This window comes from Roseomonas sp. KE2513, assembly GCF_016107305.1.
Taxonomy (GTDB): Bacteria; Pseudomonadota; Alphaproteobacteria; order Acetobacterales; family Acetobacteraceae; genus Roseomonas.
Genome location: NZ_RCVR01000053.1, coordinates 1 through 25,401 on the forward strand (window position 1 = coordinate 1; position 25,401 = coordinate 25,401).

General features: G+C 65.4%; 18 protein-coding genes and 2 pseudogenes. 10 read left to right on the forward strand and 10 right to left on the reverse strand.

From position 1 onward, the window contains the following. Window positions 1-561: 561 nt before the first annotated feature. A pseudogene (locus tag D9599_RS32555) lies at window positions 562-741 on the forward strand (transglycosylase SLT domain-containing protein); the annotation flags it as partial. A 126-nt stretch (window positions 742-867) separates the two neighbouring features. Further along, a complete protein-coding gene (locus D9599_RS31650) occupies window positions 868-1,251 on the forward strand; it encodes a hypothetical protein (RefSeq protein WP_232480978.1) in 384 nt (127 codons plus the stop codon). Window positions 1,252-1,318: 67 nt separating this feature from the next. On the opposite strand, the gene D9599_RS27190 is transcribed toward D9599_RS31650, so the two are convergent. The 4 genes from D9599_RS27190 to D9599_RS27205 all read right to left on the reverse strand — a co-directional run bounded on the left by D9599_RS27190 (window position 1,319) and on the right by D9599_RS27205 (window position 7,916). Beyond that, on the reverse strand, window positions 1,319-3,625 hold the full coding sequence (locus D9599_RS27190; protein WP_198384432.1) for an MHYT domain-containing protein: 2,307 nt from the start codon (window positions 3,623-3,625) through the stop codon (window positions 1,319-1,321). Window positions 3,626-4,182: 557 nt separating this feature from the next. After that, on the reverse strand, window positions 4,183-5,970 hold the full coding sequence (locus D9599_RS27195) for a transglycosylase domain-containing protein (protein WP_198384433.1): 1,788 nt from the start codon (window positions 5,968-5,970) through the stop codon (window positions 4,183-4,185). A gap of 119 nt (window positions 5,971-6,089) precedes the next feature. Then, window positions 6,090-6,257, reverse strand: coding sequence for a hypothetical protein (locus tag D9599_RS27200; RefSeq protein ID WP_198384434.1), 168 nt, complete (start codon window positions 6,255-6,257; stop codon window positions 6,090-6,092). A 1,497-nt stretch (window positions 6,258-7,754) separates the two neighbouring features. Continuing rightward, window positions 7,755-7,916 carry a hypothetical protein gene (locus D9599_RS27205; protein WP_198384435.1) on the reverse strand — a complete coding sequence of 54 codons (162 nt, stop codon included), beginning with the start codon at window positions 7,914-7,916 and terminating at the stop codon, window positions 7,755-7,757. A gap of 819 nt (window positions 7,917-8,735) precedes the next feature. Between D9599_RS27205 and D9599_RS27210 the strand changes: the two genes are divergently transcribed. Together D9599_RS27210 and D9599_RS27215 are read left to right on the forward strand one after the other, a co-directional pair. Beyond that, window positions 8,736-9,464, forward strand: coding sequence for an alpha/beta hydrolase (locus D9599_RS27210; protein ID WP_198384436.1), 729 nt, complete (start codon window positions 8,736-8,738; stop codon window positions 9,462-9,464). Between the two features lie 258 nt (window positions 9,465-9,722). Continuing rightward, window positions 9,723-10,631 (forward strand): acetamidase/formamidase family protein, encoded by a 909-nt coding sequence (locus D9599_RS27215; RefSeq protein WP_198384437.1) that lies wholly within the window; start codon window positions 9,723-9,725, stop codon window positions 10,629-10,631. Window positions 10,632-11,236: 605 nt separating this feature from the next. On the opposite strand, the gene D9599_RS27220 is transcribed toward D9599_RS27215, so the two are convergent. The 6 genes from D9599_RS27220 to D9599_RS27245 form a co-directional block, all read right to left on the reverse strand. Further along, the gene (locus D9599_RS27220) at window positions 11,237-12,544 is read right to left on the reverse strand and encodes a metallophosphoesterase (RefSeq protein WP_198384438.1); all 1,308 of its coding nucleotides are present in this window, start codon (window positions 12,542-12,544) and stop codon (window positions 11,237-11,239) included. Beyond that, on the reverse strand, window positions 12,541-13,857 hold the full coding sequence (locus tag D9599_RS27225) for a protein kinase domain-containing protein (protein WP_198384439.1): 1,317 nt from the start codon (window positions 13,855-13,857) through the stop codon (window positions 12,541-12,543). The genes D9599_RS27220 and D9599_RS27225 overlap by 4 nt, the downstream gene beginning before the upstream one ends. Before the next feature lie 26 nt (window positions 13,858-13,883). Beyond that, the gene (locus D9599_RS27230; protein ID WP_198384440.1) at window positions 13,884-14,630 is read right to left on the reverse strand and encodes a vWA domain-containing protein; all 747 of its coding nucleotides are present in this window, start codon (window positions 14,628-14,630) and stop codon (window positions 13,884-13,886) included. 485 nt (window positions 14,631-15,115) lie between these two features. Then, entirely contained in the window at window positions 15,116-16,111 is a 996-nt protein-coding gene (locus tag D9599_RS27235) for an alpha/beta fold hydrolase (protein ID WP_198384441.1), read from the reverse strand. A 672-nt stretch (window positions 16,112-16,783) separates the two neighbouring features. Further along, window positions 16,784-17,551, reverse strand: a complete 768-nt coding sequence (locus D9599_RS27240; protein WP_198384442.1) for an SDR family oxidoreductase — start codon at window positions 17,549-17,551, stop codon at window positions 16,784-16,786. 17 nt (window positions 17,552-17,568) lie between these two features. Further along, window positions 17,569-18,273, reverse strand: coding sequence for a GntR family transcriptional regulator (locus tag D9599_RS27245; RefSeq protein WP_232480980.1), 705 nt, complete (start codon window positions 18,271-18,273; stop codon window positions 17,569-17,571). Window positions 18,274-18,360: 87 nt separating this feature from the next. Between D9599_RS27245 and D9599_RS27250 the strand changes: the two genes are divergently transcribed. The 6 genes and pseudogenes from D9599_RS27250 to D9599_RS27275 all read left to right on the forward strand — a co-directional run. Further along, complete coding sequence (locus D9599_RS27250) at window positions 18,361-19,599, forward strand: ABC transporter substrate-binding protein (protein ID WP_198384443.1); 1,239 nt, start codon at window positions 18,361-18,363, stop codon at window positions 19,597-19,599. Window positions 19,600-19,658: 59 nt separating this feature from the next. Then, on the forward strand, window positions 19,659-20,534 hold the full coding sequence (locus tag D9599_RS27255; RefSeq protein ID WP_198384444.1) for a branched-chain amino acid ABC transporter permease: 876 nt from the start codon (window positions 19,659-19,661) through the stop codon (window positions 20,532-20,534). Window positions 20,535-20,546: 12 nt separating this feature from the next. Further along, window positions 20,547-23,072 carry a branched-chain amino acid ABC transporter ATP-binding protein/permease gene (locus D9599_RS27260; protein WP_232480981.1) on the forward strand — a complete coding sequence of 842 codons (2,526 nt, stop codon included), beginning with the start codon at window positions 20,547-20,549 and terminating at the stop codon, window positions 23,070-23,072. Further along, the gene (locus D9599_RS27265; RefSeq protein WP_198384445.1) at window positions 23,069-23,998 is read left to right on the forward strand and encodes a 3-hydroxyacyl-CoA dehydrogenase; all 930 of its coding nucleotides are present in this window, start codon (window positions 23,069-23,071) and stop codon (window positions 23,996-23,998) included. Before D9599_RS27260 ends, D9599_RS27265 begins: the two co-directional genes overlap by 4 nt. A gap of 2 nt (window positions 23,999-24,000) precedes the next feature. Further along, window positions 24,001-24,933: a 3-keto-5-aminohexanoate cleavage protein gene (locus D9599_RS27270; RefSeq protein ID WP_198384446.1), complete on the forward strand. Its 933-nt coding sequence runs from the start codon at window positions 24,001-24,003 to the stop codon at window positions 24,931-24,933. Window positions 24,934-25,206: 273 nt separating this feature from the next. Continuing rightward, a pseudogene (locus tag D9599_RS27275) lies at window positions 25,207-25,401 on the forward strand (IS3 family transposase); the annotation flags it as partial.

Sequence of the window (25,401 nt, forward strand, 5' to 3'; positions counted from 1 at the left end):
CCTCGCTTGAATCAAAAGTCCTCAAAACAACCGCAGGCTGCATAACGAATTTCGCCTCGCACAGGGAAAGCATTTAAGCCTCTGCTCTTCGCGTTGCCGTGTAGAGAGGTCCTCAGCCGCCAGGAATGTTTAGAATCTTGGCTCGGCTTCAAAACCGAAACTTCGATCACACAAAGATCGTTGTCCGGCGGCCCTGGTTAACTTGCCTTGTCTCGCAAGTTGAACCGCCACCTCAGAAGCGGGAACATCCAGTTGCCCGGCGATCAACCGCATGTCATCTTCGGTGACACTTACACGGCGTTTGTTCGCCGATCGCCCCTACTCCAACGCGGGGTCGTAGGAGTTGGCTTGCTGCTGGCCACTCTGATCATCTCCACGCCTGCCGAGGCCGGACGCGAAACGGCTGCCCGCGTGAAAGTCACTCAGCCCCGGCAACATGCCACCTTGTCGCTGCATCGACAGGTTGCCTCGCGACCCGTCCGCACGCGTGCAGTTGAGCGCCCACGAAGCGACCTGCGCTCGGGACGTGCGTCACTCCGCAGTCCGCCTTTTACCGTTCGAATGGGCGCTCGCAGCACCAATCGCCAGACCATCGTTGCGGCACTTGCGCGAGCAGAACAGGCTACACGCGTCGATCCAGCCGTCTTACACGCCATTGCAGGAAGAGAGAGCCAGTTTAACCCAACAGCGCAGAACCCCCTTTCCTCCGCCCGCGGTCTTATGCAGTTCACCCGGAGCACGTGGTTGGAGGTCGTGCGCGACTTCGGGGGACGACATGGTTTGGGAGGATACGCTGCGGCTTTGCGTACGGATCGCGATGGCAACATCACAGCGCGTGACCCTCGTGTTCTCACAAGGATTTTGCGGATGCGCGACGATCCGCAGCTCGCGGCGGTGATGGCGTCCGAGCGGATCGCACAACAACGGGCCAGCCTGGAGCGCGAGCTTGGACGCGCCGTGACACCGGCAGATCTTTATCTTGTCCATATGCTTGGCCCGCAGGGTGCACGCCGCTTCTTGGCAGAGCTCCAACGCAACCCCGCTGGCTCAAGTACAGCGGTGGTCGGTGCGGCTGCCCGGCCAAACCCGGGCGTGTTCGAGAGGCAAGGCCGTAGTCTGCCTCTCTCGCAGGTGTACCAGGAAGTCGCCGAACTGATGCAGCCTCACGTCACTCCTAACCGGCGACCTGACGAACGGAAGCAGGACGAGACCCCACCTGCGGCAGCGGTCCTGGCATCGACCGCGCCGTAGATGGGCCGCATCCCTGTGGCGCTGGATGACGCTCGCTCAATGTGGCTACTTGGGCGACATGCAGGTTTCAGTCGCCGCTGAGACCACGCTCCGGAAACGCCACGACTTTTGCGCTCGGCCGCTGGCTATAAGCGGCGTGTATCGCATGAGCCAGGGCAGCTTGGCTGAAAGGCTTGCTCAACCTGGGCAGGTCATCATCGCTCCCGGACGGGAGATCAGCATAACCGCTTACAAGAAGGACTGGGACATGCGGCTGGTCAGATCGAAGCTCGCTGACTAATTGGCTGCCGGTCATGCTGGGCATCACTTGGTCAGTGACCACCAGATCAACTCGCTGGTTTGCCCTGAGCATCTTTAGCGCCTCTGCCCCGGAAGCGGCCTGCAGCACTGTATGACCCAGGTCTTCCAGCATGGCGCTCGTGTTGGCCAGGACCAGGGCATCGTCATCAACCACCAGGATTGTGAGCGGCACCGTCGTCTCGGTGGCGGCAGTTGGCTTCGTGGCCGCAGCAGCCTGCCTTGCCTCCGCTTCCACTTCGCCTACCGGGAGCCAGAGCTCCACGGTGGTGCCTTGCCCCAGCTTGCTTCGGAGAAGGAGGCGTCCCCCCGACTGGGCGGCCAGTCCCTGCGCCATTGGAAGGCCGAGACCGGTCCCCTTGCCAACACCCTTGGTGGTGAAGAAGGGCTCCGTCGCTCGGGCCAGGGTGGCCGCATCCATGCCCTGCCCAGTGTCGGCCACCGAAAGGAGCACATACTTGCCCGCCTTGAGACCATCGGAGGTGCCGGGCAGGAGTATCTGCTCTGCCGCCGAGATGGTGAGCCTCCCGCCGTCAGGCATGGCGTCCCGGGCATTCACGGCCAGGTTGAGCAGCGCGAGCTCAAGCTGGTTCGCGTCCACATGCGCGCGGGACAGGGCAAGGGGGAAGTGGGTGTCGATCTGCACCATCGGGCCGATGGATCGCTGTAGCAGCTCGGCCATGCCACGCACGAGTTCGGGCACGTCCACCGCTTCCGGCTTGAGTTCCTGCTTGCGGGCAAAGGCAAGGAGGCGCTGGGTCAAGACAGCGCCACGCCGCGCACCCTGAAGAGCATTCTCGATGAGGGCGGCCGACCGGGCATCTTCGGGGACACGCTTGCGGAGGAGTTCCAGGTTGCCCATGACCACCGCGAGCAGGTTGTTGAAGTCGTGCGCCACACCGCCGGTGAGCTGCCCCATGGCCTCGATCTTCTGCGACTGCCGCAGGGCCTCCTCAGCCCGCCTGCGCTCGGTGATGTTCGTCAGACCCCCAAGCACACGGACAGGCGTGCCAGGTTCCTGCCACTCGACGCGGGCGGAGGCGACCACATCCAGGAACTCGCCAGCCTTGCTAACCACCCGGTATTCGACATCCCTCAGCTCACCGCGCTGGAGGAGCCTGGGCCAATCGGCTTGCAGGATCTGGCGGGCGGAGGCCTCGGCCATGAAGTTGACCAAGGGGCGGCCGACTACCTCCTCACGTCCATAGCCCAGCAGTTCCAACCAAGTCTCAGTCACGTTCTCGATACGGCCATTCCCGTCGAGCGAGTGCAGGGGAAGCGGCGTGAGCTGGTAGAGGGATCGGAAACGCTCCTCGCTGCGGCGCAGCGCCATGGCCTCGCGCTCTGACAGCCTGGCGAAGCGGCGATCGACCATGGCCGCGGCCAGCGCCAGGAAAAGGATGAGGAAGGCCGACGCCGCCACGGCCATCGCCAGGGTCAGCCGCGTCAGGCTGGTGGAGCCGTGGCCCATATCGGCGTGCGGATGGGCGGTGAACACGGCGCCTTGCATGCTGGCATAGTGCATGCCCGCGATCGCGAACCCCATGGCGATGGCGCCGCCCATCCGTGTCCCGAGGCGGCTCGTTTGCATCGAGAGCCATAGCGCGACCGTGGCCGCGCCGATGGCGATCAGGATCGAGGTCACGACCCATGGCCAAGCGTAGCGGAGATCGGCCGGCATCTTCATTGCGGCCATGCCGAGATAGTGCATCCCCACGATCGCAAGGCCCATGAAGAGCCCGCTCGCGAGGACCAGCATGGGCGCGGAGCCGTGCCTGCTCACGACGGCGAAGCTCAGGCCAGTGGCTCCGACCGGCACGACCAGCGATAGAAGGGTCAGGCCGAGATCATACCCCACTTCCATGCCCGACATGCTGAACGCGAGCATAGCCACGAAGTGCATGGCCCAGATCCCACCGCCCATGGCCAGGGCTGCCGTTGCAAGCCATACATGGCGAGCCCAGCCGACGGACGCGCGGATATGGCTCGCCAGGTCAAGAGCCGTAAAGGAGGCCGCGATCGCGATGAGCACGGACAAGACGATGAGAACGGTATCGTGTGATCCTGCGATGATCATGAGAGATGCATCTCTGCCTGGAGTTCATGCATGATACTTGTGCCTAGCGGACCTATTTTTTGCCCAGGACTGATCCTCAAGGATTTGGTTTAAAGCTACTTCACTCGACTCGCCAAGGTCGAATCGTTTCGAGGTTAATGAATTCGGTGGGCACTTCGTGGCACATGCCATGGACCGGGAGGTGCCGGATCCCTGCCTGATGCTGCAGCACGGTGCGGTCGGCGCGCAGGGGATGGAGGCGGATGCCATCGCTACCCACCGGTTGCTGCTGGGCACGAACCCGCCGGCGGGCACGGCTGCGATTGTCACGACCCTGTTGAGTCAGCCCTGGTGGTACGGCCTTCGCGAAGGAGCGTCTCGGCTCAATTCTCAGGCCGCTGGTCCGGACCGGGATGTGCCTTCCGGAGATGGCCGAAGGACTGCGCGCCTCATGGCCGCCTTGCCACACCTCTCGCATCCTCCACTACAGGGGGATGCCCCCCAGATGGCATTTTATCGGGCCTCACCGGCACCACGCTATCGGTGGTGCCGGTGAGGCTTGGCGGCCCATTTCCTGATCAGGCGCTCCGATGCGCTTCGATCATCACCGCGCGCCAGATCTGAGCAGGCAAGCCACCACCCGAAACACCGAGCATCGGCTTGCTGTCGGTGTTTCCCAGCCAGATGCCCGCAACATACCGCTCCGTGAAGCCGATGAACCAAGCGTCGCGACTGGCCGTGGTGGTTCCCGTCTTCCCGGCGGCCCAGAACCCTGGATCAGCAGCGCGTCCGGTTCCCCGCTGCACCACACCGGCGAGCATCTGCCGCATGACCTCGGCCTGCTGGACCTCCAGGGCTTGCCGGATCTCCGATCGTGCCGGAAGCACGCGCGTCAGAAGTTCGGCGCCTCCCGGGTCTTGAACCCGCTGCACCGCGTAGGGAAGGACCATCCGTCCTCGATTGGCGACAGAGGCGAAAGCTGCCGTGAGGTCGACCAGCCTTGCCTCATAGGTCCCGAGTGCAAGATCACCGGCCTCTCCCTCGACCTCATCCGCCACGTTCAGGGCCTTGATCAGTTCCCTCGTCTCGCGGGTGTTCTGCAGCGCCAACCGGATTGCGGCCGTATTGGATGACTTCTCCAGCGCGGCGGCAAGCGTGATCTCGCCAAGATATCTCTCGTCGGAGTTCCTCACGGCACGCCCACCGAGCGTCAGGGGAGCGTCGCTCACTTTAGTCTCCGGCGTGCCGCCCTTCCCGAGTGCTGCGAGATAGACGAACAGCTTGGCCACGGAGCCCGGCTGGCGCTTGGCCTGGGTGACATGATCCCATTCCCGTCGCCGGTAATCGCGCCCACCGACAAGTGCGAGCACCGCGCCGTCATACCGCATGACCACGACCGCGCCCTCGTCGATCCCCTTCGGTCGCGCGTGCTGACGCAGGGCCGCTTCCAGCTGCCGCTCCGCCGCTGCCTGGATTCTCAGATCCAAGGTGGTCGAGATGGTTCGCGTGCCGCTCCGCTGGGCCGGCGCGGAATTGGCATTGGCCTCGTTCTCCGCCCAGCGGGCGAACCAGCCGATGCCGACGCTGCGGGGGTAAAAGCCACCCCAGGCCGACCTGGAGGGGACCACCGTGACCTCCTGCGCCTTGGCAAGGTCTGCCGCGCTCCGGCTAAGCGAGCCCGCCTCGACCATCTGCTCGATGACCCGAATACCCCGGTCGCGCGACAGCTGGAGGTTTCGATGAGGGTTGAACCGGTTGGGCGCAGGGAGAAGCCCGACCATCATGGCAGACTCGAGGATGCTGAGGCTGCGCGCGTACTTGTTGAAATACACACGGGCAGCGGCTTCGATCCCGTAGGCGCTGCCGCCGAAGAACACCCTGTTCAGGTAGACGTACAGGATGTCCTCCTTGCTGAGGTTGAGTTCGAGGATTGGGGCCAGCACCGGCTCTTCGAGAAGCTTCCTGACGATTGGGCTGTGCTCCCTGAGGTAGATCTCCTTGATCGTCTGCTGCGTCAGCGTGCTGCCGCCCTGGGTGCGGCCCGTAATGGTGGACCAGACCGCGCGCGCCATTGACCTCGGATCCAGTCCCCAGTGCTCGTAGAACCGGCGATCCTCGCTTGCCACGAGTGCATTAACCAGATGAACCGGCAACTGGGCGAATGGCACTGGTGGACCGTAATACGCACCCCGCGCGCCGACGAACTCCCCCCTCGCGCTGAGGATGCGAACGCCGTCATGGCGGTTCTCAGTGATCAGCCCGTTGACATCAGCGAGTTCCAGCGCCTCAGCAGGCCGAGGAGCCGCGGCGGCCAAGCCTAGGAGTGCGAGGATCTGTCTTCGGTCTAGGTTGCCCTCGGCTGGCATCGCCACTCCTGTGCTGACCTCCTGGCGAACCAGGTCCTGGGAATGGCAGGCCCGTGGTGAACCCGTCCCTCCCTCGGTGATGTCGACTGCATTCAGCCCTTCGGACAAGGGGGTAGGGTTCAGCGCCAGGTCGGAGCGCCGAGGTCTGGCCGGCTGTAACCCTGCTCCGGCTGCTGGTAGGCTCTGTCGTCGTCCCGCCGCGGTTCCTCCGGGCGATAGTTCCACCTGCCGTCCGGCACCGCGTCCCTGCCGCGTCCGAACTCCTCGCGGCTAGGTGTACCTGGCACGTAACCCTCCCCTCCCTGTCCGTACTCGTCCCGGAAGGCTGCCGGCGGTTCCGGGCGACTGCCGTCCCAGGGCTGCCTGTACCCTCCCTCGGCATAGGGGGCGCTGCGCCAGGCTCCACCTCGAGGATCGTTCAGCGGGCCGGGGTAAGCAGGATAACCGTACCCCAAACCGGGAGGCTGCGGGGGCACGTAGGGCACCGGTGGAGGAAGAGGGGCGATGTACCCCGGCGGGTAGGCCGGTCCCGCAAAAGGTGGGGCGTCGCCGCCATAGGTCCCCATCTCGCAGCCCAGGAGCGCACCGGCGCAGAGAGCGAGCACGATGGAACCTCTGAGTCCGCGCGGCATCCTGTCCTTGCTCCGGTTAGCCGTTGTCCGCCGGCGCTTATCGGCCCGAAAGCGGGCGATGCTGCGGCGGTTCGCGGGCAAGATGATGTAAAGGGCATCGGCCTCGCGCCCCCAGGCGCCTCAGAGGCTCCGCCTCTCACATCCACACCCCGGGTTTCACGGGCAAGCCGATCCGCTCCGTCTGGCGTTACCTCTGGCAGTTGATCTGGAGCGCGTTCACGGTCCGCGCCCACCTCTGGCCTCGCCGCGACCTCGCCGCCATCCGGGAGCGCGCTCCAAGTGTTGCGGTCTGGCCTGACGGCACCGAGAGGCCGTCCTGGAGGTACTCCACGGACGCCATTTGTGCGACGGGGCCCTCGGTCGGGCTGAACATCACGACGCCCGTCGAGGGCCAGATCGAGTGGCTGCTGCGCCGCGCCTCCGATTATCTCCTTACCCATCCTTCGATGGCGCGGCTGCTGGCGGATGCCTGCTTCGAGCGAGGCGTACATCCCGCGCGGCTCAAGGAGGTGATCACCAGATCCGAGGCGCTCCGTAAGGGCTTGGGTGTCCCCCTCACCGCATCTGCAGCACGTGCGAGGCGGGCTACCTTGCGCTCCAGCGCGCGGAGTACCCGCACTACCACGTGCAGTCAGCATGCAAAGTTTGGTTTGGAGTACCGGGCAGACCTAGCCTACCTCCACCATCTGCCCCGCACGGCCGCGGGCAAGTTCGAGAACTCTTTCTGCGAGATCGTGCCGCCTGCTCAGAAAAGCCAGACACTAGCTCGCGGGGCAGTCCTCGCTGAGAGGCCAAGTGCCCGGTTGCTCAGTAGCTCCTCCCGCTGAAGCGAAGCCGTGGCGAACGGCATGCTCGCCACAACTTCGCGATCAGAGGACCGTCCTCAGCGCCAAGCTGGGCGTCCCAAGTTCACGTCGCGTCCACTGGTCAGGGCACCGCCGGCCGCACCTGCCGCGCCGCCAATCAGGGCGCCTGTTCCAACGCTGCCCCCGGTAAGTGCACTCACGCCGGCTCCAGCACCGGCGCCAAGGAGACCACCCGAAACGGCACGGTCCCCAGTGCTGTAGCCGCAGCCACTGAGCCCGAGTACGGCCAAACCAAGAAGCACGAAACCTGTCTTTTGCATCGTTACACCCTCCCGTAAGGGCCAGCCTAGCTGGCTCTGTTTGAAATTGCGGACGGCCTCGCGCTGTCAGCGGCCTCCGAGCAGCTGGCCGAGGATCTCGGCAGGAGAATCGAGCCCATCGCGCCGGCGATCATCGCGTAAAAACTCATCCCTGCGCCGGCCGTAGTCATGCCGGCGGTCATCGTCATGCCGGAGCCGATCCTCCCAACCCCGCGGCTCGGCCCAATGCCGATCGTCACCGCGGGAGCGTCCATGATCATGGTCAGACCACCGATCGTAGTGTCTCTCCCAGCGCCCATTTCCGCTCTCGTCTTTCCAGGGGTCCGCCAGAGTGGAAGGCACAGGAACGGCCAGCACTGCGGCTAAGCCACCCAACCAAAGAACGTTCCATCGGACCACAACATTTGACCCCCTTTCCGAGGTTGGATCTCTGGACGTCAGACGTAACGGCCCGGTGCGGAAAAGGTAGCAGAAGCGTGGGCTCAAAATGGGCTCAATAGCGGTTGAGGACTGCTACAGTGCATTCCTCACCGTCATTCTGCCCTTATGATAGCTGCCCAATGGACGTCTGCTCGCCATCCACCTTGCTCACCAGAGCGGATCGCCTGCCTGTCCGCTTCTGAGAAGGCAGGCGACAACACCAGCCATGTGATATCGAGCAAAGCGGATCTGGCTCAAAGCCCTTTGGTAGATCGGCTCGATCGGAAGGCACGGCCAACCACGATCCTGCGGCTTCTCGGCCTCGTCCCAGTCTGCCTCGCGGGCTGCTGACGCGCCATTCTGAGCGAGCCGGTCAAACCCAGCCGCCGCTGAGCGGCCGCGCGATGTTTGGAGCCAGTAGCGGGATGAGGGGCGGGCTTACTGCCATTATTACATTGGCTCTTGCCTGGGTTCTCGCCGTAGGTCTCCTGTGGTGGTTCCAGGAACGTGTGATGTTTCCTGCCAACGGTGGGGTTCTGGGCAATCCACCACCAGGGTCTCACTTCTCCGCTCACCAGGTGAGCACCGTGGACGAGCTGCGGTTGAACTTCTGGGCTGCGGAGCCGCAGGCTGGCATGCTTGTGATCCTCTACCTGCATGGCAATGGCGGGCACGCAGGTCATCGCGAGAAGGCGCTACAACCCTTCATCACTGCGGGCTATGGCATCGTGCTCGCGGAGTACCGGGGCTATGGCGGCAATCCAGGCATGCCCACCGAACGAGGATTGATTGCCGATGCTCGTGCCCAGGCGAATTGGGCGGTAGCGCGTTGGCCGGGCGCGCCCCTCGTTCTCTGGGGTGAAAGCATCGGCACCGGTGTTGCAGTCACCGTCGCCACGGAGCGACCAGTAGCGGGGGTCATCTTGGACTCGCCCTTTACATCGGTTCGCCAGATCGCCGCGGACGCCTTTCGCTGGGCACCAGTTCGGTTGCTCCTGCGGCATCCATTCGACAGCCTGGCCCGTCTCCCGGAGGTGAGGGCTCCGGTCTTCGTGCTGCATGGGGAGCGCGACGGCATTGTGCCTGTGGAGCAGGGACGCAGGATGCTTACCGGAGCTCCCTGCCCGGCCGGCGGAGCCTTCTTGCCAGGCGTCGGACACCCAGCCCTCCTTGCCGATCAGGGAACCGCTGCCCAGCGAGCAGTGCTGGGGTTCCTGGCTCGTTTACGCCAGCAGGAGATCACCTGTCCGGAGTTGCTGTTGCTGACACGCTATCCAGCCCCTCCCGCGGCAGCAACCCGCCGACCACCATGTTGAACACCCTCTCAAGGTGACGAGACGCTCAACCCCAACGGGGGCTCGGCCGGTCGCCGACTGCTCCGCACTCGGTTCAGGCGTTCAGGGTTATTACCCGAGTTTTCATGAGAGGCATGGCACCGTCTGGCCGCTAGCGGGTTCCGCGCTTTCTGAGCACCGTTGACCACCTCACGGGCGGTTTCTAGCGTGCCGAGCTTGGCTGCAGCGTGACCGGCCAGACGACTCGATCTGCACCAAGGAGTTCCACCGGGAAGCCCAATGGCAACGCACCGCTTTCGCCCCACCGAATACTTCAACGTGCTTGGCACCGCGAAGCCGTGCCTTCGCGTTGCCAGCGGCGACACGGTGGTTACAGATACGATCGACGCCTCCGGACTGGATGCGCAGGAAATTGCCGTCGGTTGCCGGCCCAATCCAATGACTGGACCCTTCTTTGTCGAAGGCGCCGAGCCTGGGGACACGCTGGCCGTCCATATTGAGCGGCTGACGCCAAGCCGAGCGACGGGCTGGACCTATTCGCCCCTTGCTCTCACCGTGCTGGACCCGACCGCCATTGCCGACCGGCCCCTGCAACAGCGCCATGTCTGGGAGATCGACAGCAAGGCCGGGACAGTACGGCTGCAGGAACCAGCGAAGGGACTGGAGGCTTTCTCCCCACCGCTTCAGCCTATGATCGGCTGCTTCGGGGTCGCGCCGGCGGGCGGGCAGGCACTGTCCACCGCGACGAGCGCACAAAACGGCGGCAATATGGACTACCGCCTGTTCGCACCGGGGACGACGGCCTGGTTCCCGGTCTCGGTGCCGGGCGCGCTTTTCTATCTGGGCGACGGGCACGCATGCCAGGGAGACGGCGAAATCGTCGGTACGGGGATCGAGACCTCCTTTGAGATGGAGGTTACGCTCCGTGTCCTGAAGCGGACGATTACCTGGCCTCGCGGCGAGACGTCCGACGATATCTTCACGATCGGCAACGCCCGGCCGCTCGATCAAGCATTGCAGCACGCCACGACCGAAATGCTGCGGTGGCTTGGTGACGATTATGGGCTGGACGCGCGGGCCGCCAGTCACCTGATGGGCCAAGTCGTCCGCTATGATGTCGGCAACGTCTTCAACCCAGCTTTTACCGTCGCCTGTCGGATCGCTAAGCACTGGCTGACGAAGCTGTAGAACTGGGAAGCCCCTGGGCGTAGTCGCCCGCTTTCTGACCTGGCCTCAGGAGGACAAGAGGAAACTAAGCAGAATTTGAATGAACGGGCCGCCAGCGGAGATGAACAACAGCAAAAGAATTCCTAGGAGCAGGAACACCAGTAGGAGCGCCCGCCCGAGGCAACCTGCCCTGGCCACCGGGACCGGCAGAGCTTCCATGTCATAGGGTGGCGCCCCCGGCACTCCTCGGTCTCGGGAAGGCGGCGCGATCATGTCTCGCAAGCGCCTCGCTCGCACGTCGCGTTCTTCGCCTGCGAGCGGTGCGGGAGCGGGGCCCCACGGGTTGAATCTTCGCCGGGTGACGGGCGCGGCTGGCGGCGGCGCGACCCTGGCCGCAGGCGGCCGGACCGACGGCTGCACGGGTGACCGGGCCGGCGAAGGGGACGCGCTTCGGACGGGCCCGGCGACGCCGAACTGAGCGCCGCATTGCGGGCACTTAGGGGCTGTTAGCCACTGCCCGGGATTGTGGTTGGTGCAGAAATAACGGACCTGTGCCTCGTGACATGCGTCGCACTCGCCCGGGCCTGCTTGGGTCGTTCCGCAATTCGGGCATCGGAGGACAAGGCTCATCGCTGGGCCTCCGGGCTTGGTGGCTCACCCGCGCCTTCCGCCAATGGCTCAAGAAAGATCGCGTCGATCAGCGCCGCGGGGATGTGGAGGCGGTAGACCTGCGGCACCGAGCGCTCAACGAAGCGCGCGAGCGTCGGTACGCGCTCGCGCGGGCCGAAGGCTTCGCGAGGCAGGCGGCGCGACAGAGCTACGGTCGTCAGCACGGGATGCGCGCGGTAGGCGGGAGGGATGGCGAAGCGCTCCTCGACATGGTCGTGTCCGCGAACCAGATGCGTTACCGGCCGCCCGAGCCTGGCGCTGAGCTCGCAGAAGGCCGCAAAGTCCTGATAGCCAAACTGGCTTCCGCGCGAGAAACGGTTCGGAAGCTTTCGCCGGGCCGTCGGGTGCGCCCGGGTCCAAGTGAAGTCCGAGAGGCAGGCCGGGTCGTTCCAATCGCCACCTGCTGCCAGCCGTTCATGCAGGTCCGCCAATGGGAATCCTGCATGGGCGACCAGGAGGCCATCCGGCAAGAAAAGCGCGCGCGGCGCGGTCGCGAAGAACCGGACCGCGGCCTTTCCAGCGCGCTCCATCCATTCGTGGCTGAGATGTGCGTTTAGAAGATCGGCGAAGTCAGCAGGCGAGACGCTCGAGGCGAAGCGGATGCCGTCATAGGACAGCGCCTCGTCATGGTTGCCGGCGATCACGCAGGTCCGTTCCGGCCCCTCGAGGATCAGCTCGAATACGCGCAGGAGGACCTCGAGGCCGTATCCCTCGTCGTCGAACAGGTCGCCAAGGAAGACGATCCGCGGCCGCTCCGCGCCTGATTCGGTCGTCTCCCGCGCGATGGCCGCGAGGGCCGCCTCCAGCGCCAGGAGGTCGCCATGCAGGTCGCCGATGATCCAGAGCGGGACGGCGGGATCCACGGTCTTCACTTGGATGGCCCGGTCGCCCGGACCAGCCCTGTCGTCGTCGAAGAGCAGGCCGGGCCCGCCGGCGCGGTCGAGCAGGCCCTCTATCGCCTCCACCGTCTGGCGCATCCGGGCGCGCAGAGCGGCCGGGTCCACCATCCGCCGGATCGCCTCCCAGTCGAGGTCATGCAGGTCTCGCGGCTCCGGGATCGGAATCTCGGCCGGCGCGGCGGGGGCAGGCTCCGGCGCTGCCTCGGGCGGAACCGGCAGGGCCGTGCTCTCAGCAGCCACGGCGGGGGACTCAGGGAGCGGGGGCGCTCCCAGGTCGGGCTCCGGTGCCGCGGGCGCCAGCCCCGGCTCGCCTGGAACCTGCTCGCCGGGGATCGGCGCGGCGGAGGGTTCAGGCCGGTCGCTCATCCGCCAGCGCGCAGGGTCAGCGGCAGCTTGGCCACCCCCTTCGCCTCGCGGCCTACCGCGAGCACGTCACCCTGGTTCAGGGGTCGCGGCGCAACCAGGGCGCGTCCGTTCACGAGGGTCTCGTTCGTGGTCGAGCCGACCGGCACCAGTATCCACTGCCCGGCGGGTCCCCGCTCGATCACGCATTGGCGGTTGTCCCAGAACTCGGCATCTGGCCCGAACTGCCGCATCAGGATCTTTCCCAGCTCCGTGCGAACCCTGATCCGCAGCGACCGGCCATCCCCGCTCTGGAGCTCAACTTCCTCGGAGATGAGCGGCTTCCGGAACAAGGAGGAGGATGCGGGGGGTGCAGGGGCCGAAGCCTGTTCAGGCGCTGCAGGTGCGGCTGCGGGCTTGCGGTTCCGGCCGCTCAGTACGGCGCGCAGCTCCTCCGCGCTGGGCCGGACCGCCGGATCGGGGGACAGGCAGCGATGGAGGGCGGCGCTGACCTCGGCATTGCCGGCGGGTGCCGGCATCGAACCGACCAGGGCGGGTGGCTTGGCCTCATAGGCCTGGACACGCCGTGCGTACTCCCCAGGATCGTCGGACCAGTAGGGATGCTGCCCGGCCAGCAGCTCATAGAGCATCAGTCCGCAGGTGAAGATGTCTGACGCCGGCACCGGGATGCCGCCGCGCACGAGGTGCTCCGGCGAGCGATAGTTGTCCGTGCCGACATAGCCTTGGAAGCCGTGCCAGGGGGCCCGCCGGTCTGCAAGCAGGGAGAAATCCATGTCGATCAGCTTCAGCTGGTAGCCGGAGCCGATCGTCGGATCCTTGATAAGGTAGGCGTTGGCTGGCTTCAGATCGGCGTGGACGATGTTGGAGCCGTGGAGCGCCGCAATTCCCGCTATGAGGACCTTGGCCCAGGTGACGTGCTGCGCCCAGACGACAGCGTCGCTCGTCGGCGGCCTTCCCGTCCGGCGGTGCCCTTCCCGCTCCTCGTCGAGGACCTGTTGCAGGTCCGCGCCGTTCTCGACGAACTCATAGGCCTGGAAGTAGCAGCGGCCGCCCCACTGCGCCTCGAAGGCATCGAGCTGGCGGACCGCAAAATGCGCTGCCTTGCCGCCCAGGACGCGAGCGGAGAGCTCCTTCTGATAGGAGACGAAGCCCTTGTACCAGACGACCGTGGGAGCCGGCGACTTGTACTGCTTGAAGAAGACCTTCTGACCCGTGGGAGCCTGCGCGGCATAGGAGATCGCCATCATCCCCGGCCCGAACACCTTGGTGATCCGGTAGCCGTGGATGACGTCGCCTGTTTTGAGCTTCTTCGCCATGACGGGCGCTCAGGCTCTATTGGGGCTCAAAGCGCCACGGTCTCGGCTGACCGTGACACGCTGGCTGCGAGCTGCTTGAGCGTGTTCCGGAAGTTGACGGGATCGGCCGTGAACTTCTGCAAGGCCTCCTGCGGGCTCAGCCCTTCATACTCCACGACCTCCCATTCCGACTTATCGATCTGGCTCAAGCGGTCATAGCCCTCGAAATTCGGCGCGAAGAGGCTGAGGATGATGCGGTTGGCCATGACGACGTTCGCGACATCTTGCAGCGATCCGCCCTTCGCCTCGGGGATGCCCATCGTCTCCTTGAAGGATGCGTCGGTGAACACGACGACGACGCGGGCGGCATCGCTCCGGTAGCGCCACTTTGCGGGGTCGATGGTCTGGGAACCCTTCGGAACCGCCTCCATGGTGGCAATCTTGTAGAGCGCGTCGAGGAGCGATTCCGGCTCGTCGCCACCGCCAACCGCTGTCAACGCCCCGAGTTGTGCCTTCAGGGCCGATGCCTCGCGAACGAAGGGGTTGTCGACGATCCAGGGCAGCCCTTCCTGCACTGAACTTTCCAGGTCGCGGTAGCCGACGACCTTGGCGCGCCAATCCTTCACGGGCGCCGCGTTGTTTGCGTCGCCCCGGCTCAGGGAGTCAACGAACGCCTCGATATTGGCGCGCAGCGCATCGATACAGGGCGCCATGCTGCCGCTGACATCGACGACGAAGACGATATCGGCGACGCCCTTCGTCTTGGCGCGGGCCTGTGGGGCCTGGAGGTTCACCGCAGGCTCGGCAATGCCGGGGGCAGCCTCCGGGGCGGGCGCCGCTTCCGGGGAAGCGTCACCCGCGGTCGTGGATGCTTCGGGCATTGCTCCGGCCTCGGGGCCCGTCCCGGTCGCCGGCGCCGTTGCAGGCTCCGGCCCAGCTTCCATCCCGGTGGCGGGCGGGGTGGGCGAGTGCTCAGTGCCGCTCATTCATCTACTCCACGAACAAGGCCGAACGACAAGCGGCCGATCTGTATCGGCGGGTAACGGAATGGACGGGTGGAAGTTCAATGAACTGCCGGTTTGGCATTCCGTGTTCAAGGCCAGGGTTTGAGCGTGACGACTAAACCTTCCGGGCTACCGCAAGTAGGTGCCACCCATTCCCGCTCACCGTGTCCGTGCCACCATGATCTCCTCGCTCCAGGTCGTGTATCGGGGGCTTTGCCGCAGAACGTGGCAGGACCCATCCACTTTTGTTCCGGAACAGGGGGCGCCAGAATCCTTTACGAGGACAGCGCCTGGAGGCTGAGTGGCGCCCCTCCACTGGCCGCCGCCGCAACAGCCGCCACGGTTTCCGCAACCATCTCCGGGGCGCCGTGGTGAACCATGTGGCCGAGGCCGGGGATCACGCGCAGGTCGCTACCTGGTATGGCGCGATGCAGGCGGGCCGACTGCCGCCCGACATCGACGATCCGGTCCTCGCCGCCAGCGACAATGGAGACTGGCCGGCGCCCCAGTTCGCCATAACGCCCGGCGACGGTTGCGGCCCTCGGCGTCATGGTCGCGGCGTCCTCGGCGCTGGCTTTTACCTGCCAGGGACGGAGCATCAGCGGCACCGGCACCGCCGCCGTGAACGTGGGCGGCACCGGGGCGGGCGCGAACATGTCCCGGATCATCTTCGGCGCGATCAGCCGCCCGAGCAGAGGCCCGGAAGTGTAACGGATCACGTCACCCACCACCGGCAGGGCGGGTGGCGAGAACAGGGCTACGTCGGCCCGCGCAGTCGGAAAGTGATAGCCAGACACCAGCACGAGGCCGGACACCGCCTTTGGGTAGTCGAGGCCGAGTGCCACGGCCACCAGTGTGCCCCAGGAGTGACCGACCACGACAGGCCGGTCTATGTCGAGTTGGGCGAATGCCTCTGCCAGCACCACAGCCTGCGCCTCGGCTGTCCACAGCCGATCGCGCGGGCGCTCACTGTAGCCATAGCCTGGGCGGTCGAAGGCAAGGACCCGGTGCCGCTCGGCCAGGAGGCCGAACACACGACTGGCGATCCAGTCCTCCGCGCGGACAGCGTTGCCGTGCAGCAGGACAATCGGCGCCCCGTCTCTCCGTCCACCTTCGCGGTAATGCAGCTGCACGCCCCCGGCTCGGACGAAGCGGCCTTGGGGCGGGTGCCTCCGCTCGGCCCGCCGGGCACTAGCGCGGTTGAAGAGAGCGGTGGCGGCCAGTGTAGCGGCAGTGGCTGCAAGTACGGTCGCCTTGCGGGAAGTGGCCATGCGGGCTCCTCTGAACAGCGGCGGCACCTCTGGCCCGGCTGATTGCCAGATGGAGGTACCGACGCCCGCCATGTTGCGATGCAGCGCGAAGAACGGCGGCTGCCCGCCTCAGGTTGCTCCTGGAGCGGTCCGCCTGGGTCCGGAAGGATCAGACTTCCCTCCTTTTGCGGAGCGTGGCCGGTCGATGGCTGGCATCGCCTGGACTGCAGCCCTCATGGCGAACTCGGCGATGGCTTGGTCGCGCTTGGCACTACGCTCCAGAAATTCAGAATGCCCTTGGTGAGAACACCCGCGTGCTACCTGGCGGTAAAGAGGGCGCCAAAGCCCAGCTGGCCATGGGCCTCCTACCCGCTGAGGTCCAGCTCGTAGACCTCTGCGCAGTACCGTTGATATGGCTCCGCAGCGCGCAGGGTGCTCTACGCAACAGCACGACATAGAGGCAGCTTCTTGTACGATCGGGTACCGCCTCCTCAGGTCGCAGGGAAACCCGTGTGAGGTGCCGCAGGAACGGGTGGCCGCCACCTGGATTGAGGGCACATTTGGGTGGCCTGCGGGCCAGGGCCGCATAACCCTCAGACAAAGTAGAATCCGTCGAGCTGGAAGATCCTGGCCGGCAGCCGCCAACACCAGAGCCGCCACAGCCGAGCGCGGCGTCGCAGGATCGTCGCTTCCTTAAGCCAGCATCCGTGTATCACCGTCAATAGCGATGGCTTGGCCGGAGATAGTTCGCCCTCGTGGACTACACAGGAACAAGATCTGGTCCGCCAACTGCTGCGGGGTCACGTATTCCTTGATGGAGACGTAGGAGAAAGCAGCCTTCTCAACTTCCACAAAGGGCATGCCTCGCTGCTGCGCCTTGGCCTCCAGCACCCGCCGCTGCCGATCACCGGCTACTAACCCAGGCAGGATGGCGTTGACGCGGATGCCTGCGTCGCCCAGTTCGATCGCGAGGGACTTGGTGAAGCCAATCACTCCCCACTTGGCGGCGGAGTAGGGGCTGCGCAGTGCGAAGCCGAACTGCCCAGCGGCCGAGGACAGATTGATGATGGATGGGTTCGTGCTCGCCCGCAGGTGGGGTACCGCCAGTCGCGCGCAATTGAACTGGCTGGTCAGGCAGACATCCAGGCAGCGATCCCAGTCCTCAGGCGCGATGTCCTCCACTCGGCCTGTCGGCCCGGCAATGCCTGCATTGTTCACCAAAACGTCCAGCCCGCCGAGGTATGTTACCGCGTCCCTTACTAAAGCTCCCACTTGTGCGCGGTCCGCGACGTCGGCCACGCAGCGTCCAACGTTGGCAGGCAAAGTCGCCAGCCCGGCCTCGTCCAGGTCGCAAGTGAATACCCTCGCGCGCTCGGTCAAAAAGGCCTCGACGATGCTGCGACCGATCCCATTGGCGCCCGCCGTCACCAGCACGCGCAACCCCTCTATGGCGAGATCCATGCTTTGTCGTTCCTCCGTCATGCCCCCGCCGGCAGGATGCCCCGCGCGATGATGAACTGGGCCGCCTCGTTGATGTCGGCGGCGATCGCAGCCTGAGCGGCGCCAGCGTCGCCGCGTTTGATAGCGGCCAGCGCCTCGCTATGGCACCGCAGTGCATGTCCGGCGTTCAGCCGATCGCTGCTGGCGCGCAGATCCAGATTGATGACGGGGCCGGCCTTCAGCCACAGCCCGGCAATGATAGCGCGCAACGTGGGCAGGCCGCAGGCGGCATAGATGGCGAAATGCACGTCACGGTTTAGCGCTACGGCCAGCCCCGGATCCGGCTGGCAGGCAAGGGTGCGGAACGCCGCCTCCGCGCTGCGGATGGCAGCCAGTTGCGTCGAGGTGCGCAGCGTGGCGGCGCGCCCGGCAGCCAGTCCTTCAATGGCCATGCGCGTATCCGCCAGCTCGCGAAAGCGCGACACCGTCATGACCGGGACGCGCACGGCGCGATTTGGCGGGGACTCCAGGGCGCCGTCGGCTACCAGCCGCGACACCGCCTCGCGCACAGGCATTACCGAGACGCCGAGGGCCGCCGCACTGTCGCGCAAAGAGAGCTTTTCGCCCGGGGCCAGCCGGCCGGAGATCAGCAGCTCCGAAAGGTGGGCGTAGATGGCGTCGCCCAGCGTGCGGCGGTCCATTGGGGGCAGTTCGGCGACAGCGGGGTTCATCGAGATGACCATAGACACCACCGGACAGCGTTGCCATGATGATTGTGATCTCAGATCGCAGTATCAAGCCTCGTGAACAGGGGCCGAAAGGAAACGTCCATGACCGAATTTCCACGCTCGACCCGTCGTGCGTTGCTGGCCGGGGGCGCCGCCTTCCTGGCGATGCCCTCGATCTCCTATGGGCAAGCGGATGTCTTGAAGATCGGGCATTTGACACCGCGCACCGGTTTCCTTGGCCCTCTGGGCGAGTTTGCTGTGCAGGCCGCCGCCCTGGCGGCCGAGCAGATCAACGCCGCCGGCGGCATCAACGGCCGCAGGGTCGAGATGCTGTTCGAGGACAGCGTGAACCCGCAGACCGCATCGTCGAAAGCCGAGCGCTACACGCAGCGCGACAAGGTCGCCTGCATCGTCGGCGAGATCAATTCCGCTTCGGCCCTGGCGATCGGCCAGGTAGTGCAGCGGGAGAAGGTGCTGTTCATCAACACCGGCGCCAATTCCGACGCGCTGCGCGGCAGCGATTGCCGTCGCTACATGTTCCACACCGAAGCCCAGAACACGATGATGGTGAAGGCGGCCGGGCGCGCGCTCCTCGACCAGGGGTTGGTGCGCGGCAAGAAGTATTACGCGCTGACCGCCGACTACGCCTTTGGCCACGATCTGCTGCGGGTCGCCAACAAGTACTTGAGCGAGAATGGCGGGTCGATCGGCGGCTCCGATCTCGTGCCGACTGAACTGACCGACTTCTCGCCCTTCCTACTGAAGCTGCGGCAAGCGCGGCCGGACGTGGTGATCTGTAACCTCGCGGGTGCGCAGGTCACCAACTTTCTTAAGCAGTACAGCGAATTCGGGCTGCGCTTCCCGGTCGCGGGCTTTGGCTTCGACACGGCGCTGGCCTGGGGTGCAGGGCCGGGCAATTTCCTTGGTACCTGGCCGGTGGTCTGGCACCACCTGCTGGAAGCGCCGTCCGCCAAGGCCTTCACCGCCGCCTTCCGGGCCAAGTACAACCGTCCACCCGAGAACCAGGGCTGGAGCGACTACACCGCGATGAAGGTGATCGCGCAGTCGATGAACGAGATCAAGAGCATCGACCCGACTAAGGTAGTGGAGCACCTGGAGAGCGGCGCGAAGTTCGACGTCTTCAAGTCCCGCGAAGGCTATTTCCGCGCTGCCGATCACCAGCTGATGATGGAAATGTTCGCGATCACCGCTCTGCCAGCCGGACAGGCGAGGAACGCCTACGACATTTTCACGACATCCGCGGCCATGCCCGTTGCCAGCGAAAGCCTCGAGACGATGGCGGCCAGCAAGGAGGAAAACGCCTGCACCTTCCCGGCCTAATGCGCCGATCGCGCCCGCGCTGACTGGCGCGGGCGCACCGCACCTCCGGGAGATCCGCCTTGGAATTCGTTTTCATCCTGGAGCAGGTGCTGAACGGCCTGCTCATCGGGGCCAACTACCTGCTCATCGCGCTGGGTCTCTCATTGATCTTCAGCCTGGGCGGCGTAGTGAATCTGGCGCATGGCGCCTTCTATGCCATCGGCGCCTACCTGACCGTGGCGCTGGCGCCCAGCATCGGCTTCGGCGGCGCTGTCATCGTCTCGCCGGTTCTGGTGGCGCTGCTGGGGCTCTTCATCGAGCGCCTTCTGCTAAGCCGCTTCTATCGCGGTGACCCCATTCTGAGCCTGCTTCTGACCTTCGGGCTGGCGATGGTGGCCGAGCAGTCGCTGCGCATGATCTTCGGCGCCGCCCCAGTGCCATTTTCTATCCCGCTGTTTCTGCGCGGTCAGGTCTTCCTAGGCGAATTCATCTACTCAAAGTATCGGCTATTGATCCTGCTGGTCGCCGTCGTCTGCGTCGCCGGGCTGTGGCTGCTGCTGAAGCGCACCGCCTTCGGTCGCGTGGTGCGGGCCGGCGTGCAGAACCCGGATATGGTGGCGGCGCTGGGTATCTCGCTAAAGCCGTACATGACCGCGGTGGTGATGATCGCGGTGGGGCTCGCCGCGCTGGCGGGCACCATGATGGCGCCGGTCACTGGCGTCACGCCCACCATGGGTGCCGAGATCCTGACATTCGCCTTCGTCGTCGTCGTCATCGGCGGGCTCGGCTCTTTCTGGGGCGTGGTCTGCGCCGCAATGATTGTCGGCATCGTGCGCGGCCTTGCCGCCTATGCCTTTCCTCCGGCCACCGAGGCCGCCGTCTACCTGCTGATGGTGCTCGTCCTGCTGCTGCGTCCACGCGGCCTGTTCGGCGAACGTATCCAGCGCTTCGAATAGGGCACCGCGAACATGATGCAGAAAACACGGGCGCGCGAACTGCACCCACTGCTCATCGCGCTGGCCGGGCTGGTGGTGCTGCCCTTCCTAATGGACGCGCTGGGCCTCACCATAACCACCGGCACGGATGTGGTGGTCTTCGCGCTGGCCGTGATGGGCTTGAACATCCTCGTCGGCTGGACCGGATTGGTCTCCTTTGGCCATGGCGCTTGGTTCGGCATCGGCGCCTATGCCGCCGCCCTGATCCAGCGTCATTATCTGCCAGGCGGCATGGTTCTGCCGGCGGGCGGTGCTTTGATCGTCGTGGCGGGGCTGTCTTTCGTCGCGGGGCTGCTGATCCTGCGGCGACGCGGAGTCTACTTCTCCCTGCTGACGCTGGCCTTCACCGCCATGCTGTTCTCCATCGCCTTCCGCTGGACGGAGCTGACGGGCGGCGAGAACGGGCTCGGCAATGTGACCCGCTGGGAAGCGCTGCAGAACGCCAACAGCTATTACATGGTGGTCGCCGGCGTGGCGCTGGTGGTGCTCTGGGGCCTCTGGCGCCTGCGCCGCTCGCCGGTCGGCACCGTGCTGGTAGCGATCCGTGAGAACGAGGGGCGCACCGGCTTTCTCGGATATGACAGCAACAGGTACAAGCTGCTGGCCTTCATGCTGTCGGCCACGATCACCGGGCTGGCCGGCGTACTCAGTGTTTACAATCATCGCTTCGCCTCGGCCGATCCGATCAATCTTGCTTTCTCGGGCGAGTTGTTGGCGATGGTTGTTATCGGCGGCATGCGCAGCTTCCTGGGCCCCGCGCTTGGCGCATTGTTCTACATCCTGTTCCGCGAGTTCCTATCGATCTACACGGCCAACTGGCTGCTGGTCTTCGGCATTCTATTCGTCTTCTTCATCGTGTTCTCGCCCGATGGAATGGTCGGCATCGGCAGGCGCGTGCTGGGGCTGGTGCGGCCGAAGCCGCCCGCGGATGCAGCCGCGATGGCCGCGCGCCGCGCCGGGGCCTCCGGCCGCATTCCGACGCGCTTCATCCGCGAGGGCACGCTTCAAGGCCCTGTGTTGGTGGCGCAGGACCTGCAGAAGTCTTTTGGCTCTGTACAGGCCGTGCGCGGCGTCTCCTTCGCGGTGGAGGATAAGCAGCTGCACGCACTTATCGGCCCCAACGGCGCCGGCAAGACCACCGCCTTCAACCTGCTGTCCGGCATGTTCGCGGCGGACCGGGGGCATGTGCTGCTAGACGGGCAGCGGGTGGACGGCATGCCGCCGCACGCCATCACCCGTGCCGGGTTGGGACGGTCCTTCCAGATCACCAACCTGTTCCCCGGGCTTTCGGTGGAGGAGAACGTCCGCCTCGCCGTGCAAGCCCGCCACCCGGCGCGCTTCTCGCTGTTCCGCAATGTCAGTAGCATCGCGGACCTGCGGGACGACACGACCGAGCTGCTGCGCTGGGCTGGCATGGCGGGCGTGGAGGATGCCGAGGCCGGCAGCCTCTCCTATGGTGGCCAGCGCCTGCTGGACATGGGGCTGGCGCTTGCGACCCGACCACGCATTCTGCTGCTGGACGAACCCCTGGCCGGCCTCGCCGCCGCCGAGCGTGAGCGGGTGGGTGACCTGATCAAGACGCTGTCGGCTGACATCCCGGTGCTGCTGGTTGAGCACGATATCGATCGGGTCTTCCGCATGGCTGACCGGGTGACGGTGATGGCCGATGGCGAGGTGCTGGTCGATGGCAGCGTGGCCGATGCGCGGGACGATGCGCGTGTTCAGGCGGTCTATCTCGGCGCCGGCGCGCATGCGCTCGCGGAGAAGCCGCGGCCCTCCGCAGTGCAGGACGCGCCGCTGCTGGTGCTGGAGAAGGTGAACACCTTCTACGGCAAGTCTCACATCCTGAACGATATCTCGTTGACGGTGCGGCAGAATGAAGTGGTCGCGCTGCTCGGCCGTAATGGCGCCGGCAAGTCGACGCTGCTCAAAACGCTGATCGGCACCGCGCACCCGGATTCTGGCAGCATCACCCTGGCGGGCGACCAGATCGCGGGCATAACACCGGACAAGGTGGCGCGGCGCGGCGTCGGCTTCGTGCCACAAGGCAGGGCGCTATTCGCCGGCATGACGGTGGGCGAGAACCTTGGCCTCGGTCGGCTGAAGCGCATCACGGGCGCCGGAATTCACTGGGAGCAGGAGCGCATCCTGGAATACTTCCCGCGCCTGCGGGAACGATGGAACGTGGCCGCTGACCGGCTCTCGGGCGGCGAGCAGCAGATGGTGGCGGTGGCCCGCGCGCTCTCAGGCGACACGCGGCTGCTTCTGCTGGACGAGCCCTTCGAAGGTCTGTCCCCCGCCATCACTGAGGAACTCTTCGAGACTTTCGATAAGCTGAGGCAGGAGGTCTCCATCATCATCGTCGATCATCACCTCGATCTGGCGCTCGCCATCTCGGACCGCACCGTGGCGCTTGAACGCGGCACGGTGCAGTGGAGCGGCGACTCCCGCCTGCTACGAGAGGACGAGGAACTGCGCAGGAAGGTGCTGTGGCTATGAGCCAAACCGTCGCCATCATCGGGAGTGGCCTGATCGGCCGCGCCTGGGGCATGATCTTCGCCCGCGCTGGCTGGAACGTCCGTCTATGGGACTCGGTGGAGGGCGTGGCTGCCTCCGCGGTCGGCCTCTGCGCCGAGGGGTTGCGGGACCTTGCCGCGCACGGGCTGTGCGACGACCCGGCGGGCGCCGCCATGCGCATTGCCGCCAGTGCCACGCTGGAGGAGGCCGTCGGCACCGCCGCCTTCGTCCAGGAGAACGGCCCCGAAAGGTTGGAGGTCAAGCGTGACCTTTTCGCGCGGCTGGATGCGGCGGCTCCGGCCGAGGCAATCATTGCTTCCTCCTCCTCCGCCATTCGCGTCTCCCTGTTCACCGCGGCCCTGCCTGGCCGCTCGCGCTGCCTCATCGGTCATCCCGTCAACCCGCCACATCTTATCCCGCTGGTGGAGCTGTCAGGTGCCGACTGGACGTCACCCGAGACCATCACTCGCGCGCGCGGCATCTACCAGGCTATCGGCCAAGTGCCGATCACGGTGCTGAAGGAGGTGGAGGGCTTCATTCTTAACCGCCTGCAGGGCGCGCTGCTGGCCGAGGCCTTCAGGCTGGTTTCGGAAGGCTATGTCACGCCGGCGGACCTGGACCTGACGGTCTCGGAAGGTCTGGGGCTGCGCTGGAGCTTCCTCGGCCCCTTCGCGACGATCGAGTTGAACGCGCCGGGCGGCATCGAAGATTACTGCGCCCGCTACACGGGCTTCTACAAGCGCCTCGCTGCCGAACCTGCGTCACCCGCTGTTTATGAGGGCGAGGCAGTGGCCGCAATCATGCAGCAATGGACCTCGGAACGGGACTTGCCTGCTAAGATGCGCTGGCGTGACCGCCGGCTAGCGGCGCTGCGGGCCCATAAAGCATCCGCCGAGAAGGAAGGCTGACCATGACGGCGACCAAGCGCAAAGTCATCATCACCTGTGCCGTGACAGGCGCGATCCACACACCCTCGATGTCGCCCTACCTGCCGGTGACGCCGGAGGAGATCACCGAAGCCGCAATCGGCGCGGCCGAGGCAGGCGCCGCTATTGTTCACCTACACGCCCGCAACCCGGAAACCGGTCAACCCGACCAGTCGCCTGAGGCATTCGGCAAATTCCTGCCGGTTATCAAGCAGCGTTCCAACGTGGTTGTGAATCTCACCACCGGTGGGGCGCCGACCATGACGATCCAAGAGCGCGTTCGGCCGGCTGCGACCTTCAAGCCTGAAGTGGCCTCGCTAAACCTGGGGTCCATGAACTTCGGTCTGTTTGGCATGCTCAACCGCTTCAAGGACCTCAAGCACCAGTGGGAGCGTGACTATCTCGGCAACAAGGATATTATCTTCCGTAACAGCTTCGGGGACATCGAGCATATCCTGGCGACTTGTGCCGGCAATGACACGCGCTTCGAATTTGAGTGCTACGATACTGCTCACCTTTACAACTTAAAGTACTTCTACGATCAGGGACTGGTGAAGGCACCGTTGTTCATCCAGACGGTATTCGGCCTGCAAGGCGGCATTGGCAATCACCCGGAGGACGTGCTGCACATGAAGCGCACGGCGGACCGGCTGTTCGGTGACAAATACCAATGGTCGGTGCTCGGCGCCGGGCGGCACCAGTTGAACATCGCCGCCATGGCCGCCGCAATGGGCGGCAATGTCCGCGTAGGGCTGGAGGATAGCCTTTGGGCTGGTCCCGGCCGCTTGGCCCAGACAAATGCTGAGCAGGTTCGGGCTGCGCGGCAGATCATCGAAGGGCTCGGCTTTGACGTCGCAACGCCTGATGACGCGCGCGAGATGCTATCCCTCAAGGGCGGCGACAGGGTGAGTTTCTGAAAAGGCTGGAGGCGGGGCGCCCCATTTCAGCGCTGTTGCGGATGTCGCTGCGATGAGAGGTGATCGGCGAGGACTCGCTGGCTGCGGAAGCGTTAGCAAACAAGGGGGCTTGCGTATCCCGTAGAGCTTGGCGCCCTGTGGCAACCTGAATGTGGGGACTCCCCCGAGCTTAGCTTGGCGGGCTGGATACAGCGTGGTGCGGCGGAGCCGATCGCGGGTCATCACGGCCGCGGCGATGCCGGCGGTACTGACGCTGAAGGTCGTCTCTAACTTTTGCCGCGAGCGCTGGGTGTCACGGCGGCGATCCTGAGCGGCTGGCGCGACGCCTTCCTGGCGGCTGGCGAGGCAAGCCTGGCGACGCGACCTGCTGATGGTGAGGCGCTGGAGAGCGAGCGGCTCAAGGCCAGGCTGGGCGAGATGCTGCTCGAGCGCGAGTTGCTGGAGGCCAAGGTCGCGGCGCTCGTGGGT

What these genes read in the sequence shown, in the direction of transcription:
- D9599_RS27195 (WP_198384433.1), bottom strand. Translation starts at nt 5,970, where the DNA reads ATGCCAGCCGAGGGCAACCTAGACCGAAGACAGATCCTCGCACTCCTA.
- D9599_RS31650 (WP_232480978.1), top strand. Translation starts at nt 868, where the DNA reads ATGCGCGACGATCCGCAGCTCGCGGCGGTGATGGCGTCCGAGCGGATC.
- D9599_RS27260 (WP_232480981.1), top strand. Translation starts at nt 20,547, where the DNA reads ATGATGCAGAAAACACGGGCGCGCGAACTGCACCCACTGCTCATCGCG.
- D9599_RS27250 (WP_198384443.1), top strand. Translation starts at nt 18,361, where the DNA reads ATGACCGAATTTCCACGCTCGACCCGTCGTGCGTTGCTGGCCGGGGGC.
- D9599_RS27225 (WP_198384439.1), bottom strand. Translation starts at nt 13,857, where the DNA reads ATGGCGAAGAAGCTCAAAACAGGCGACGTCATCCACGGCTACCGGATC.
- D9599_RS27235 (WP_198384441.1), bottom strand. Translation starts at nt 16,111, where the DNA reads ATGGCCACTTCCCGCAAGGCGACCGTACTTGCAGCCACTGCCGCTACA.
- D9599_RS27220 (WP_198384438.1), bottom strand. Translation starts at nt 12,544, where the DNA reads ATGAGCGACCGGCCTGAACCCTCCGCCGCGCCGATCCCCGGCGAGCAG.
- D9599_RS27265 (WP_198384445.1), top strand. Translation starts at nt 23,069, where the DNA reads ATGAGCCAAACCGTCGCCATCATCGGGAGTGGCCTGATCGGCCGCGCC.
- D9599_RS27245 (WP_232480980.1), bottom strand. Translation starts at nt 18,273, where the DNA reads ATGGTCATCTCGATGAACCCCGCTGTCGCCGAACTGCCCCCAATGGAC.
- D9599_RS27215 (WP_198384437.1), top strand. Translation starts at nt 9,723, where the DNA reads ATGGCAACGCACCGCTTTCGCCCCACCGAATACTTCAACGTGCTTGGC.
- D9599_RS27240 (WP_198384442.1), bottom strand. Translation starts at nt 17,551, where the DNA reads ATGGATCTCGCCATAGAGGGGTTGCGCGTGCTGGTGACGGCGGGCGCC.
- D9599_RS27270 (WP_198384446.1), top strand. Translation starts at nt 24,001, where the DNA reads ATGACGGCGACCAAGCGCAAAGTCATCATCACCTGTGCCGTGACAGGC.
- D9599_RS27205 (WP_198384435.1), bottom strand. Translation starts at nt 7,916, where the DNA reads ATGACGATGACCGCCGGCATGACTACGGCCGGCGCAGGGATGAGTTTT.
- D9599_RS27190 (WP_198384432.1), bottom strand. Translation starts at nt 3,625, where the DNA reads ATGATCATCGCAGGATCACACGATACCGTTCTCATCGTCTTGTCCGTG.